At 68.8% G+C, this 13,705-nt stretch carries 13 protein-coding genes; 5 read left to right on the top strand and 8 right to left on the bottom strand.

Going from position 1 to position 13,705, the window contains the following annotated elements:
- Nucleotides 1–139 precede the first annotated feature (139 nt).
- A complete protein-coding gene (prmC, locus tag ACOZBP_RS15385; protein WP_422677198.1) occupies nucleotides 140–1,036 on the bottom strand; it encodes a peptide chain release factor N(5)-glutamine methyltransferase in 897 nt (298 codons plus the stop codon).
- Nucleotides 1,037–1,090: 54 nt separating this feature from the next.
- Here prmC and ACOZBP_RS15380 point away from each other — a divergent pair, with 54 nt between their 5' ends.
- Nucleotides 1,091–2,347 (top strand): YihY/virulence factor BrkB family protein, encoded by a 1,257-nt coding sequence (locus ACOZBP_RS15380; protein WP_422677197.1) that lies wholly within the window; start codon nucleotides 1,091–1,093, stop codon nucleotides 2,345–2,347.
- A 4-nt stretch (nucleotides 2,348–2,351) separates the two neighbouring features.
- On the opposite strand, the gene prfA is transcribed toward ACOZBP_RS15380, so the two are convergent.
- On the bottom strand, nucleotides 2,352–3,419 hold the full coding sequence (prfA, locus tag ACOZBP_RS15375; protein WP_422677196.1) for a peptide chain release factor 1: 1,068 nt from the start codon (nucleotides 3,417–3,419) through the stop codon (nucleotides 2,352–2,354).
- 188 nt (nucleotides 3,420–3,607) lie between these two features.
- On the opposite strand from prfA, the gene ACOZBP_RS15370 reads away from it, so the two are divergent.
- Nucleotides 3,608–4,216: a response regulator gene (locus ACOZBP_RS15370; protein WP_422677195.1), complete on the top strand. Its 609-nt coding sequence runs from the start codon at nucleotides 3,608–3,610 to the stop codon at nucleotides 4,214–4,216.
- A 100-nt stretch (nucleotides 4,217–4,316) separates the two neighbouring features.
- Nucleotides 4,317–5,096, top strand: a complete 780-nt coding sequence (locus tag ACOZBP_RS15365; RefSeq protein WP_422677194.1) for a sulfite exporter TauE/SafE family protein — start codon at nucleotides 4,317–4,319, stop codon at nucleotides 5,094–5,096.
- 64 nt (nucleotides 5,097–5,160) lie between these two features.
- Here ACOZBP_RS15365 and ACOZBP_RS15360 read toward each other — a convergent pair whose 3' ends face one another.
- The 5 genes from ACOZBP_RS15360 to ACOZBP_RS15340 all read right to left on the bottom strand — a co-directional run bounded on the left by ACOZBP_RS15360 (nucleotide 5,161) and on the right by ACOZBP_RS15340 (nucleotide 11,715).
- Nucleotides 5,161–5,757 carry a glutathione S-transferase N-terminal domain-containing protein gene (locus tag ACOZBP_RS15360; RefSeq protein ID WP_422677193.1) on the bottom strand — a complete coding sequence of 199 codons (597 nt, stop codon included), beginning with the start codon at nucleotides 5,755–5,757 and terminating at the stop codon, nucleotides 5,161–5,163.
- A 14-nt stretch (nucleotides 5,758–5,771) separates the two neighbouring features.
- Nucleotides 5,772–6,902, bottom strand: a complete 1,131-nt coding sequence (ispG, locus tag ACOZBP_RS15355) for a flavodoxin-dependent (E)-4-hydroxy-3-methylbut-2-enyl-diphosphate synthase (RefSeq protein WP_422677233.1) — start codon at nucleotides 6,900–6,902, stop codon at nucleotides 5,772–5,774.
- A gap of 63 nt (nucleotides 6,903–6,965) precedes the next feature.
- The gene (locus ACOZBP_RS15350; RefSeq protein ID WP_422677192.1) at nucleotides 6,966–8,027 is read right to left on the bottom strand and encodes a helix-turn-helix domain-containing protein; all 1,062 of its coding nucleotides are present in this window, start codon (nucleotides 8,025–8,027) and stop codon (nucleotides 6,966–6,968) included.
- A 91-nt stretch (nucleotides 8,028–8,118) separates the two neighbouring features.
- On the bottom strand, nucleotides 8,119–10,386 hold the full coding sequence (ptsP, locus tag ACOZBP_RS15345) for a phosphoenolpyruvate--protein phosphotransferase (RefSeq protein WP_422677191.1): 2,268 nt from the start codon (nucleotides 10,384–10,386) through the stop codon (nucleotides 8,119–8,121).
- A gap of 54 nt (nucleotides 10,387–10,440) precedes the next feature.
- Nucleotides 10,441–11,715: an aspartate kinase gene (locus ACOZBP_RS15340; RefSeq protein WP_422677190.1), complete on the bottom strand. Its 1,275-nt coding sequence runs from the start codon at nucleotides 11,713–11,715 to the stop codon at nucleotides 10,441–10,443.
- A 56-nt stretch (nucleotides 11,716–11,771) separates the two neighbouring features.
- On the opposite strand from ACOZBP_RS15340, the gene ubiG reads away from it, so the two are divergent.
- Both ubiG and ACOZBP_RS15330 read left to right on the top strand, forming a co-directional pair.
- Nucleotides 11,772–12,602 carry a bifunctional 2-polyprenyl-6-hydroxyphenol methylase/3-demethylubiquinol 3-O-methyltransferase UbiG gene (ubiG, locus tag ACOZBP_RS15335; protein WP_422677189.1) on the top strand — a complete coding sequence of 277 codons (831 nt, stop codon included), beginning with the start codon at nucleotides 11,772–11,774 and terminating at the stop codon, nucleotides 12,600–12,602.
- On the top strand, nucleotides 12,599–13,138 hold the full coding sequence (locus ACOZBP_RS15330; RefSeq protein ID WP_422677188.1) for an AAA family ATPase: 540 nt from the start codon (nucleotides 12,599–12,601) through the stop codon (nucleotides 13,136–13,138). The genes ubiG and ACOZBP_RS15330 overlap by 4 nt, the downstream gene beginning before the upstream one ends.
- Here ACOZBP_RS15330 and ACOZBP_RS15325 read toward each other — a convergent pair.
- Entirely contained in the window at nucleotides 13,135–13,695 is a 561-nt protein-coding gene (locus ACOZBP_RS15325; protein ID WP_422677187.1) for a lipocalin family protein, read from the bottom strand. The two genes, ACOZBP_RS15330 and ACOZBP_RS15325, sit on opposite strands and share 4 nt — an antisense overlap.
- Between the last annotated feature and the right edge of the window lie 10 nt (nucleotides 13,696–13,705).

The raw sequence follows: 13,705 nt of genomic DNA, 5'->3' as shown, positions 1-13,705 counted from the left end.
CCCGGCCGTCACTGGCCCAGACGCGCTTGAGCGAGCAAACCTGCCCGAAAAGGATGCGTATGAGTGGGAGACAGATAAGGACTTAGCGCGCGATGGCGTCGTTTCCAAGGCTTTTATTGCGTCGCCCGCGCCACCCGCGTCAGGCCTCGGGGATGGGATCCACGCGCGGGTCCGGTCCGTTCGTAACCACGCGATCGCGGTCGCCCAGATCCTTGACCACCTTGACCCCGGCGAAGCCCGCCGCTTCGAACAGGGCCTTGACCGCCGGTCCCTGGTCCCAGCCGATCTCGACGGCGAAGACCCCTTGCGGGCGCAGGATGCGGGCGATCTCGGGGGCCAGGTCGCGATAGGGCTGCAGGCCGTCAGGGCCGCCGTCCAGCGCCAGGTGCGGATCGTGATCGCGCACCTCGGGATCCAGGCCAGCGATGTCCCCGGTCGGAATATAGGGCGGGTTGGACACCACCAGGTCGAAGCTGGCGTCGGCGAAGCCCGCGGCCCATTCGGTGCGAACAAAGGTGCAGCGACCGTCCAGATCCAGGTTGGCCGCGTTCTCGCGCGCCACGGCGATGGCCTCGGTCGAGATGTCGGTGCCGACGCCGCGTGCGCCGGCCCGCTCGACCAGGGCGGCCAGAAGGATGGCGCCGGAGCCCGCGCCCAGGTCGATCATGTCGAAGGCGCGATGGGGCGGAAAAGCGCGAACGACGACGTCCAGCAGGGTCTCGGTGTCCGGACGGGGGCTGAGCACGTCGGGCGTGACGTTCAGCATGATCTTCCAGAAGCCCTTCTTGCCCAGGATGCGCGACACGGGTTCGCGCTTCAGCCGGCGTGCGACCATGGCCTCGAAGGCGGCGAACCTGTCGGCGTCGAGAACGCGATAGGGGTCATTCAGGATGTCGACGCGGCCCACGCCGGTCGAGGCCTCCAGCAGCAGGCGGGCGTCGATCGACGGGCTGTCGATGCCGGCGGCTTTCAACTGGGCTTGCGCGCCCTTCCAGGCGGAGAGCAGGGTCGGGGCGGCGGGGGCGTTTTCGGACATGTCTGGTGATTGGCGCTTGCTGCGGGCGATTTCAAGACGGAACGCAGAGACAGCGTGACCGTTCTGGAGCGGATGGGGATGCAGAATCTTTCAAGGCGAAACTCCGACAGGCGATCGGGCAGCGCGATATGGCGCTTTGTCGGCGCCGCGGCGGGCGGTCTGGCGGCCGGCGCTACGGCTGCGCACCTGCTCTATACGCAGGGTCACAGGTTCGGCGTCGAACTGCGTCCCAGGCGTCCCGAGCCCCTGCCGCAGCGCGATCCCTCGCCGGAAGACTTCGACCTGAAGGAACCCGGGCGAGGCCGACTGGCCGAGCATCCGGTCCATATCCCGCGCAAGGGCTGGGTCGACATCGCCTGGCGCACCGGCATGGGCTATTTCGGCGACCGCGTGGGGTTCGTCGCCGGCGGCGTGACCTTCTTCATGCTGCTGGCCCTGTTCCCGACCCTGGGCGCCTTCGTCACCATCTACGGCCTGTTCGCTGATCCGGCCGACGCCTGGGGAAGATTGAGCTTCCTCTATTCCGTGCTGCCGTCGAACGTGGCCCAGTTCCTGGGCGCCGAGATGTCGCGGCTGGCCGGCAACTCGACCGGCCAGTTGACCTTCACCCTGGCCTGGACCCTGGCCCTGTCGCTGTTCGCGGCCAACGGTGGCGTAAAGACCCTCTTCTACGGCCTGAACCTCGCCTATCACGAGGTCGAGCGGCGTAACATCATCACCTACAACCTGATGTGCATGGGGTTCACGGTCTCGGCCCTGCTGGCCGTGCTGATCAGCGCAGGGCTGGTGGTCGGGGTGCCGGTGGTTCTGTCGGTCTTCGGGCTGGAAGAAGAATGGGCCCATCTGGCGCCGCTGCGCTGGCCGCTGCTTTTCTTTGGCTACGTCGGCGCCCTGGCCCTGATCTATCGGATGGGGCCGTGCCGGGCGCGGGCGCGCTGGCGCTGGCTGACCCCGGGGGCCCTGTTCGCGGCCGCCCTCAGCCTGCTGGTGTCCTTCCTGTTCAGCTGGTTCCTGAGCAACTTCGTTCGCACCGACTCCTACGGCCCGCTGGCGGCGGCCATGGGCTTCCTGCTGTGGACCTGGATTTCGGTGCAGGTGATCCTGATGGGAGCCCGGCTGAACGCCGAGATCGAACATCAGACGGCGCTGGACACGACCACCGGCGCGCCGTTGCCGATCGGCGAGCGGGGCGCGGTCATGGCGGATTCCGTCGGCCCGCGCCGGGGCAACCCGGCGGCCCTGGCCTTTACCCTGAAATACGCCGAAGCCTTGGGAGACAAGGTGCTGAAGCGGCGCATCAGGAGCCGCTGAAAGCCTAGTTGAACTCGGCTTCCAGATCCGCCAGGCGCGCCGCCTGATCCTCGGCGATCAGGGCGTTGAGCAAGGGGTCGATGTCCCCCTCCATGATCTGCGGCAGGCTGTGCAGGGTCAGGTTGATGCGGTGATCGCTGACCCGGCCTTGCGGATAGTTGTAGGTGCGGATGCGCTCTGACCGGTCGCCCGAGCCGACCTGCGACTTGCGGGTGTCGGACCGCGCCAGATCCTTGGCCTGACGCTGCATGTCGTACAGGCGGACACGCAGGTTCTTCATGGCCTTGTCGCGGTTCACGTGCTGGGATTTCTCCGACGACGTCACCATGATGCCGGTGGGCAGGTGGGTGATGCGCACGGCGGAATCAGTCGTGTTGACGTGCTGCCCCCCGCTGCCCGAGGCGCGGTAGGTGTCGATGCGGATGTCCTTGTCGTGGATTTCGATCTCCACGTCCTCGACCTCGGGCAGGACCGCCACCGTGGCCGCCGAGGTGTGGATGCGACCCTGCGACTCGGTCGCGGGCACGCGCTGGACACGATGGACGCCGCTCTCGAACTTCAGCCGCCCGAACACGCCTTCGCCGGTGACGGTGGCGATGATTTCCTTGTAGCCGCCGGCGTCGCCTTCGGTGGTGCTGTCGATCTCGACCCGCCAGCCGCGCGTGGAGGCGTAGCGCGAATACATGCGGAACAGGTCGCCGGCGAAGATGGCGGCCTCGTCGCCGCCGGTGCCGGCGCGCACTTCCAGCACGGCCGAGGCGTTTTCGTCGGCGTCGCGCGGGGCCAGCAGCAGGGCGACCTCGCGCTCCAGCTCCGGCAGGCGCGCGTTCAGGACGTCCAGCTCGTCAGCGACCATGGCGGCCATTTCCGGGTCGGCGGCCATGGATTGCAGGTCTTCGACCTCGGCGCGAGCGCGGGCGAGAGCCTGGACCGCGTCGGCCACCGGCTTCATCTCGGCGTATTCCTTGGACAGACGCACGATCTCGGCGCCGTCCGAAGCCGCGCCCATGCGCGCCTCCACCTGGTGGAAACGGTCGAGCACCTGATCAAGCCGGGCCTGGGGCAGTCGCAAGGGAGCGTCCTCTGAACAAAAATTCGAGGGCGGAGCCATACTCGCCGGACCGCTTCCTGTCGATGAAAAGGCCCGAACACGCGCAGATGGAGCGATTGTGAACAACCGTCACAAGGCCGTCAGAGCGGTTTCTTCGCATCTGCAAACCCCCTAGCTCCACCGGGGCTGAAGCAAGACAGGAGACGGGCATGTTCGATGGCAACGCAGGTTCCGCCGTGGGCGCCGACGAAAACGTGGCGCGACTCTGCGCCCTCTACGACGGGCTGCTGGAGCGCCCGGACGCGGCGGTTTCCCAAGACGCGGAAACCGAGTTGAAGGCGCTCGCCAAGATTTTCGACCTGGACGCAGACCGTCCCGCCGCTGCCCTGTGGCCGGCCCTGCGCGCCGTCCTCGTGCGTCAGGCGCCGGCGGAAACGCCTGACGCGCCGCAGCCGCTCGAGCCCCTCACCATCCTTCTGGTCGAGGACGACGCCGAGGCCGCCGCGGCCCTGACCGAGACGCTGGACGCCGCCGGACATCGCGTTGTCGGCCCCTTCCACAGCGCCGAGGCCGCCGAGGCCGCGACCGCGCTTCACCCCATCGACGCGGCCCTGCTGGACATCAACCTGTCCGGCGAGGCCACGGGCGTCGATCTGGCCCGCAGCCTGAAGACGCGCTGGGGCGTGCCGGTGGTCTTCCTGTCGGGCGACGTCAGCGCCGCCGCCGCCAACGCCGAACTGGCCGCCGCCATGGTCATCAAGCCCTATACCGGCCGCGACGTGCTGGACGCCCTGGCGCGACTGGAGCCGCGCGGCTGATCCTGTTGTCTTCCTCGGCCCGCAACGCGTCGGCCATTGCCAAGCCGGGCGCGCGGTGCTCCTGATGCAGCCAGCGCGCGCGACGCGGCCAGAGGGCTGAATGGACACCTTTTTCCTGTTCCTGCTGGTGGGCGTCCTGGCCCAGGCGGTCGATGGCGCCCTGGGCATGGCCTATGGCGTGATCTCGTCCTCGGTGCTGCTGGCGTTGGGGGTGCCGCCCGCCATGGCCTCGGCCAGCGTCCACGCCGCCGAGGTCTTCACCACCGCCGCCTCGGCCGGCAGCCACGTCGGGCACAAGAACGTCGACTGGCGGCTGTTTCTGCCGCTGGCGATCGCAGGGGTGATCGGCGGGGTTCTGGGCGCCTATGTCCTGACGGGCATCGACGGTCAGATTATCAAGCCCTTCATCATCGCCTACCTGGCCGTGATCGGGGTGTGGATCCTGTGGCGGGCGGGCCATGAGACCACCCTGCGACACCTGCCCACCTGGGTCGCCGGGCCTCTGGGCCTGGTCGGCGGCTTCCTGGACGCGGTCGGCGGGGGAGGCTGGGGGCCGACGGTCTCCTCGACCATGGTCGGCGCCGGCCATGATCCGCGCAAGGCCATCGGCACCGTCAACACCGCCGAGTTCTTTCTGACCGTCGCGGTGTCGGCCACCTTCGTCTGGGCCCTGGTGACAGGCCATTGGGAAGAGGCCGGGGCGCTGGAGAACCACGCCGCCGCCGTCGGCGGGCTGGTGGTCGGCGGCCTGATCGCCGCCCCGTTCGCGGGCCTGATCGTCAAGAAGATCCCGCGCAAGATCCTGACCTATTCGGTCGGTTTCCTGCTGGTCTTCCTCGCCGCCTTCCAGGGCGCGCAACTGGCCGGTCTGTTCGGCTGATCGGAAAAGGGCGGGCCCGGCCTGCGCCGATCCCGCCCCTTCATTTCCTCTAGGTTCGGCGTCGTCAGGCCGGAACGGTGGCCTGGAAACTCGGGCGCTGTTCCAATGCGGCCTGCAGGGCCACGAGGTTGAGCCTGCCCGTCTGCCAGTCATAGTCAGGGTGGCGGAAGCTGACCCAGCTGACGGCGATCCCGGCGCTCAGCACGCCCATGTTGAAATCATCAGCCGACGGCGCGGCGGCTTCCAGCGCGTCCAGCGACCGGCCCATGTTGAAGGTCCAGCGGGAAATCCACGACGGCGAGCGCTCGTGCTCAGGCCGGCGCTTCTCCAGCACCAGCTTGACGCCCATCTCCAGCGTGGCGTTGGCCAGGGTCTCCAGACGCTTGACGCGCAGACGCTCGGCGCCGTCGGCGGGCAGCAGGCGCGGGCCGGAACCGATCATGTCCAGATACTCGGCGATCACCGGGCTGTCGGTCAGCGGCAGGCCGTCATCGGCGATCAGGGTCGGCACCTGCACCACCGGATTGGTGGCCAGCAGTTCCGGCGCATTGGCGTAAGGGTCGACCGCGACCTCCTCGATCCGCCCGGAAAGGCCCTTCTCACGAGCGACGATGCGGACCTTGCGCGCGAAGGGCGAGGGGGTGGTGATGTAGAGCTTCATGTTCACTCGGCGGCTTATTCGGCGGCCGCGCGGGCGGCGTCCAGTTCGGCGGCCTTGGCCTCGACCAGTTCGACGATGTGGTCGATCATGCCGTCATTGGCCTGTTTGCCGGCGATCTTGCCGTTCAGATAGACCATGCCGGCGCCCTTGCCGCCGCCGGTGAAGCCGACGTCGGTATAGAGGGCCTCGCCCGGGCCGTTGACGACGCAGCCGATGATCGACAGCGACATGGCCGTCGAGACGTGGGCCAGCTTCTCTTCGAGAATGGCCACCGTCTCGATGACGTTGAATCCCTGGCGCGCGCACGACGGACAGGCGATGATGTTCACCCCCCGGTGACGCAGGCCCAAGGATTTCAGGATGTCGAAGCCGACCTTGATCTCTTCCACCGGGTCGGCGGCCAGGGAGACGCGAATGGTGTCGCCGATGCCGGCCCACAACATGTTCCCCATGCCGATGGCCGACTTGATGGTGCCGGTGCGCAAGGGTCCCGCCTCGGTGACGCCCAGGTGCAGGGGGCAGTCGATGGCCTCGGCCAGCTGCTGATAGGCGGCGACCGTCAGGAAGGGGTCGGACGCCTTCACCGAGATCTTGAACTCGTGGAAGTCGAGGTCCTGAAGGATGCGGGCGTGGTTCAGCGCGCTCTCGACCATGGCGTCGGGACAGGGCTCGCCGTACTTCTCCAGCAGTTCCTTTTCCAGCGAGCCGGCGTTGACGCCGATGCGCATGGAGCAGCCGTGGTCGCGGGCGGCCTGGACGACCTCCCTGACCCGGTCGATCGAGCCGATGTTGCCCGGATTGATGCGCAGGCAGGCGGCGCCCGCCTGGGCCGCCTCGATCCCACGCTTGTAGTGGAAGTGGATGTCGGCCACGAGCGGCACGCGGGCCTCGCGGGCGATGGTCCTGAAGGCCGCCGTCGACTCCTCGTCGGGGCAGGAGACGCGGACGATGTCGGCGCCAGCCTCCTCCAGCTGACGGATCTGATCCAGCGTCGCCGCTGCATCGGTCGTCGGCGTATTGGTCATAGACTGGACGCTGATCGGGGCGTCGCCGCCGACCGGGACCGAGCCGACCATGATCTGGCGGCTCTTGCGGCGCTCGATATGGCGCCAGGGACGGATGTGGCCGAGTTCGGAACTGCTCATGTCGCGCGGAACATAGGCGAGGAACGACGGCAAAACCACGACATCAGCCGTGATCCGCGCGATTCAGCCCGCCGGACGCGCGGGGGCGGCCGGCGGGACCCCTGCCGGAGCGGGCGCTGCGGCCAGGGCGGCGGCGGCCTGGGCCGCGCGGGCGCGGGTCAAGGCTTCCGCAGCGGCGGCGGCGCGGGCCTCGGACTGGCGGGCGGCGGTCTGGGCGCGGCTGTTCAACTGCCCCAGGGGCGACTGGGGGCCCGGCAGGACGCCGCTGTGCTCGCCATTCAGATAGACGTCGAAGGCCGTCGGATCCGAGACATCGACCGTGGCCGAGACATTGGGCGGCGCCCGCCAGGCCTCGCCTGCGGCCAGTTGGCGCGCGAAAAGGATGCGGCCGTCGCCTTGACGGATGACCAGACTGGCGGGCTTGCTGGCTTGCAGGATGACCTGGGAGGCGATGGCCGACGAGCCGTATACGGGACCGCGAGGATTGAAGGCGGCCTGGACCGGGGGGGCCGGCGGGACGACGGCGTTGGGATCGTCCGGGTCGACGCCCGTCAGCTGGGCCTCGAGGCCTGGCGTGATGTAGAGGGCGGGCGTGGTCTGGTCCGGCGGGGCGGCGCGCGGCGCGCCCAGGTAGAGGGCACGCTCGACCTCGGCGTCGGCCTCCTTCGCCCAGTCCTTGGGCACGGCGACCAGGTCGGACGGATGCGGCGGCTCGATACGAACCACGCGCTGGAAGACGTTCCAGCCGACCACGGCCAGAATCAGCACGCCGAGCGCCGCCAGAATCCTGGGCGAGGTGCGGCGCATCTGCTGCAGGGCGGCGCCGGTCGGTGCCTGCAGCGGCACCGCGGCCTCAGGAAACTCGCGCTTGAACCGCTCGACCGCCGTCAGTTCATCCAGGCCGAGCGCCCCGGCATAGGCGCGGACATAGCCCATGGAGAAGATGCGTGACGGCAGGACCGAAAACTCGTTCTGCTCCAGAGCCGTCAGATAGCGGGGATGCACCCGGGTCATGGTCGACAGCTGAGCCATGGAACGGCCCGAGGCGAGGCGAGCCGCACGCAGGGCCTCGCCCAGCGTCTCGGCGTCCTCGAGGGACGGCGCGTCGTGCCGATCCTGATCCATGCGGGGTTCCGTCAGTGGGGGCGCAAACACGCCCTCCCCCTCGCTTAGACGACGCGATCCAAGCGGGCAACGCGGGAAAAGCGGCTCCGCTTCAGACGGCGATATTCAGCTTGCGCGCCAGGGACTCGATCTCGCCGCGCACCGATCCGGCCGAGGAGCCGAGCAGGACGTTCATCCCGCGACGGGCGGCGGGCAGGTCGGCCGACAGGATCATCCGCTTGACCGGCCCCACCCCGCCCGCCGGGGCGGACAGACGGGTGTAGCCGAGGGTGATCAGGGCGAAGGCTTCCAGCGGACGCCCTGCCAGTTCGCCGCAGACCGAGACCGGCGTGGCGCTGTCGGCGCACTTCTGCTGGATTTCGGCCAGGGCGCGCAGGGCAGGGGGCGACAGGGGATCATAGCGGTCCGAGACCAGGGGATTGGTCCGGTCGGCGGCGAACATATACTGCAACAGGTCGTTGGTGCCGATCGAGACGAAGTCGGTCAGCGGCAGCAGGGCGTCCAGATGCCACAGCAGGCTGGGGCATTCGACCATGGCCCCGACACGCAGCAGGGACGGCAGGGGTCGGCCGCGACGTCGCGCCCAGTCGCACTCGACATCGACCAGTTCACGCGCGGCGCGGAACTCGTCCACCGTGGCGATCATGGGGAACATGACGCGCAGCTCGCGCCCGGCGGCGGCGGCCAGAAGGGCGCGCACCTGCATCCGCAGCAGGGCCGGACGGTCCAGCCCCAGACGAATGGCGCGACGGCCCAAGGCCGGATTCTCTTCCCGCTCATTGTCGAGATAGGGCAGGACCTTGTCGCCGCCGATGTCCAGGGTGCGGAAGGTTACGGGCCGGTCGCCCGCCGCATCCAGCACCAGCTTGTAGAGCGCCGTCTGGGCGTCCAGACGCGGCAGTTCGTCCGAGACCATGAACTGGAACTCGGTGCGGAACAGGCCGATGCCCTCGGCCCCCGTGGCGTCGAGATTTTCCAGATCCACGGCCAGACCGGCGTTGGTCAGGACGGTGATCCGCGTGCCGTCCTTGGTGACGGCGGGGATGTCCCGCAGCAGGTCGAACTCGGCCCGGCGCTGCGCGCGCACGGCCATGCGGGTCTGGACCGCCGCCAGCATGTCGGGACGGGGGCGCAGGTAGGCCTCGCCCGTCTCGCCGTCGACGATGACCTGATCGCCCTCGGACAGGCGGTCGCGCAGGCCTTGCAGACGGCCGACGCAAGGGATCTGAAGCGCCCGCGCCACGATGGCGGCGTGGCTGGCGGCCGAGCCCTCTTCCAGCAGAAGGCCCCGCAGCTTGTGGCGTGGATATTCCAGCAGGTCGGCGGGGCCGAGGTTTCTGGCCACCAGAATGGCGTCGTCGGGCAGGTCGCGGTGACCGGGATTGTCGCCCGCCAGCACCCGCAGCAGACGGTTGGCCAGGTCTTCGAAGTCGTGCAGGCGTTCGCGGATATAGGGGTCGCGGGCCTTGGCGAAGCGGGCGCGGTGTTCGTTGCGGACCCGGTCAACGGCGGCCTCGGCGGTCAGGCCGGAACGCACAGCCTCTTCCAGCGAGCGGTTCCAGCCCCGGTCGTCGGCGAACATGCGATAGGTTTCCAGCACCTCGAACGAGGTGCCGCCCAGCTTGCCCTGCCCGCCTTCCAGCATGACGTCGATGCCGGCCTTGAGCGCCGACAGCGCTTCCGCCAGCCGTTTTTCCTCGGCGACCGGATCGTCAGAGAGAAGTTGCTCGGGGGCCAGAGGCGCCTCGTGCTGGACGACCACGCCATAGGCCAGGCCTTCGGCGAACTTCTGACCCTTCAACCGTTCGGGGCGATGAGGGGCCACCTCGACGTCGCGCAGTTCGTCCTGGGCCAGCAGTTCGCCCGAGGCGACCGTCTCGGCCAGGACCATGGCGATGGTCTGGATGTCCTCGACCTCTTCCTCGTCGTAGCGACGGGCGACGCGATTCTGGACGACCAGGACGCCGATGGCCCGGCCGCCGCGCAGAAGCGGCGCGCCGAGGAAGGCGTGGAAGGGATCTTCGCCGGTTTCCGGGCGATAGGAGAAGCTGGGGTGGGAGGGGGCGTCCGACAGGCTGATCGGCTGGGCCAGCCGGGCCACCTCGCCGACCAGGCCCTCGCCGGGACGCAGTCGCGTATTGTGGACAGCTTCGGGGTTCAACCCTTGCGTCGCGAACAGCTCCAGCTCGCCCGAGGCGCGGCGCAGATAGATGGAGCAGACCTCGGCCACCATGGACTGGGCGATGGTGCGCACCACCATGTCCAGCCGCTCCTGCGCCGGGCCGCCGCCGGCCATGGCTTCGCGGATCTGGCGCAGGAGGTTGCGAGGCCCCCTCGTCGTCAATCCGCCCTTCACCATGGTCGCTCCCGCCTTGCCGCCCGCTGATCAGATAGGGCGGCGTTTCTGTTCATCCTATAGCGCGTCGAGCCCGTAGGCCGCATGCAGCGCCCGCACGGCCAGTTCGGAATAGGCGTCCTCGATCAGCACGCTGATCTTGATCTCCGAGGTCGAGATGGCCTGGAACTTGACGCCCTTGTCGGCCAGGGCCCGGAACATGGTCTGGGCCACGCCGGCGTGGCTGCGCATGCCCACGCCGATGACCGAGATCTTGGCCACGTCCGCGTCGATGCGCAGCTCTTCAAAGCCGATCTCGGCCTTGGCGGCGGTCATCATCTCGGCGGCGCGCTGGGCGTCGCGGCGTCCCGTGGTGAAGGTCAGGTTGACCGCCCCCTCGGTGCGGGCCTGGCTCTGCACGATCATGTCCACGTTGACGTTGGCCTCGGCCAGACGCGTGAAGACGTCGGCGGGGGCGTCGGTGCGGTCCGCCAGACCCAGCAGCGTGATCCGGGCTTCGTCCCGGCTCATGGTCACGCCGGAAACGATGCGCTTTTCCACGATCTCATCCTCGTCACAAATCAGGGTGCCGGCGTTTTCCGGCAGATTTCCATTTTCATCCGGCTCGATGAAGCTGGACAGGACCCGAACCGGGACCTGTTTCGCCATGGCCAGTTCGACCGAGCGGGTTTGCAGCACCTTGGCCCCCAGGGAAGCCATTTCCAGCATCTCCTCGTAGGAGACCTTTTCCAGGCGCCGCGCGCGGCTCTCGATGCGGGGGTCGGTCGTATAGACGCCGTCCACGTCGGTGTAGATGTCGCAAGGCGCGCCCAGCGCCGCCGCCACCGCCACCGCCGAGGTGTCGGAACCGCCGCGTCCCAAAGTGGTGATGCGGCCGTCGCGGGTCACGCCCTGGAAGCCGGGCACCACAGCGATCTGACCGCCGTCGACGGCGGCGCCCAGAACGTCGCCCGGCACATCCTCGATGCGGGCGCGGCCGTGGGCGTCGTCGGTCAGGATCGGAATCTGCCATCCCATCCAGCTGCGCGCGTTCAGGCCCATGTTGCGCAGGGTCAGGGCCAGAAGCCCCGACGTCACCTGCTCGCCCGAGGCGACCACCACGTCGTATTCGTCGTCCGACAGGGGCAGGCCTGCCGCCGCCTGTCCGGCGCCGTCGGTCCAGGCCACCAGCTCATTGGTCTTGCCGGCCATGGCGGACACCACCACGGCGATCTGTTTGCCCTTGGCGGCCTCGGCGGCGATTATTCGCGCCGCACGACGAATACGCTCGAGGTCCCCCATGGAGGTCCCCCCGAACTTCATCACCAGTCGTGTCGTTTCGGGCCGCGTCATCGTGGCGTTTCGTCCCCTGCTTGCATGGGCGGCCAAGGCGGTTCATGCCTGCGGCCATGTCCGCTTCTAACGACAGCCTTGAGCCGCGCAAACCCCAAAGCGAAGAGGGTTTTTCACCCTTTGCAACCGATCGTGCCGAGGGGCCGAGCATCGATCCTGCCGATGTGGCCCGTTTCTCGGCCCAGGCGGCCGAGTGGTGGGACCCGAAGGGGCCGTTCGCGCCCCTGCACCGCTTCAATCCGGCGCGGCTGAAATTCGTCCGCGACCGCGCCGCCGAGCATTTCGGGCGCGACGTGCGGACCCGCGCGCCCTTTAACGGTCTCAGCCTGATCGACATCGGCTGCGGCGGCGGCCTGATCGCCGAGCCGATGCGGCGCATGGGGTTCGAGGTCGCGGCCCTGGACGCCTCGTCCGAGAACATCGGCACGGCCCGCGCCCACGCCGAACAGATGGGCCTCGACATCGCCTATCGCGCCGCCACCGTCGAGCAGATGGTGGAAGCGGGCGCCGGTCCCTTCGACGTGGTCCTGACCATGGAGGTGATCGAGCACGTCGCCGATCCGGAAGGCTTCGTCCGCGCCTGCTCCAAGCTGATCAAGCCCGGCGGGATGATGATCGTCGCCACCCTGAACCGTACGCTGAAGGGCCTGCTGCTCGGCAAGGTGGCGGCCGAATACCTGCTGCGCTGGGTCCCGGCCGGCACCCACGACTGGCGCCAGTTCCTCAAGCCCGACGAACTGCGCGCCATGCTGGACGGCGAGCCCCTGACCGTCACCGGCCCTTACGGGCTTGCGTATGACCCGCTCAACGACCGCTGGAGCGAGGGCGACGACGTGGGCATCAACTACATGATGATGGCGACGCGGCCCGGATCAGGGATGCCGTGATCGCCAATCCGCGCATCGTCATCACCGGCGGCCCCGGCTCCGGCAAGACCAGCCTGATCGAGGCTCTGGCGGCGGCGGGTCACGCGACCTCGCCGGAGGCCGGGCGGGCAATCATCCGCCGCCAGCAGGCCATCGACGGTCAGGCCCTGCCCTGGCGTGATCGCGCCCTGTTCGCCGAGCTGATGCTGGATCGTGAGCTGGCGGCCCACGCCCGGTTCGCGGACATTGAGGGACCGATCTTCTTCGACCGGGGAACGCCCGACGTGGTCGGCTACCTGAGCCTGTGCGGCCTGCCGGTCCCGGCCCACGTCGAGCGGGCGGCGCGGGAAATCCGCTATGACCGTCGCGTCTTCATCGCCCCGGTCTGGCCCGAGATCTTCGCGCGGGACGCCGAGCGACGGCAGGATCTGGACGAGGCGCAGCGCACCTTCGACGCCATGGCCGAGGTCTATCCGCGCTTCGGCTACGACCTGATCGAGCTGCCGAAGGCGCCCGTCGCCGAGCGGGTCGCCTTCGTCGCGTCGCGCCTCGCCTAGCCCGGCTGCTGAGTCTCGCGCAGCAGCGACAGCTCGTAGCCTAGGGCCTGAACCCGGCTGCGCAGGGCCTGACGCGTTTCCGTTCCGGGGCGGGCCTCGCGGCTGAGGATCCAGAGGTAGCGGCCCGACGGCTCGCCGACGATCGACCAGCTGTAGTCGTCGGCATGGTCCAGAACCCAGTAGTCGCCGACATAGAAGGGGCCGAAGAAGGAGACCTTCAGCTTGGCGTTCTCACTGCCCTCGACCACCTTGGCCTTGCCTTCGGATTGCTTGACCGGCCCGTCGATGGCGCCCTGTCGGCAGCGGTTCAGGACGCGGACCGGCCCATTCTCCAGCAGGCTGTAGTCGGCGGTCACCGCCTCGCAGTCCTTCTGGAAGCCGGCCTCGTAGCGGGCCAGTTCGTACCAGCGGCCGAGGTATCGGTTCAGCTCCACCGGCTTGGCGGGCTGCGGCACGGCGGCGTTGCCGACCGGCCCCCGTTGCAGGGTGGCGCAGGCGCCGAGAGCAGCGGCGGCCCCGACGAGGAGCACGAGGGGGAGAAGGCGTTTGACGGTCATGGCGTCTGAA

The sequence above is a fragment of the Brevundimonas sp. NPDC058933 genome, from assembly GCF_049315965.1.
In the GTDB taxonomy this organism is placed as follows: domain Bacteria; phylum Pseudomonadota; class Alphaproteobacteria; order Caulobacterales; family Caulobacteraceae; genus Brevundimonas.
Note: the sequence above shows the minus strand (reverse complement) of the source record. Positions and strands in the feature narration are given on the sequence as shown.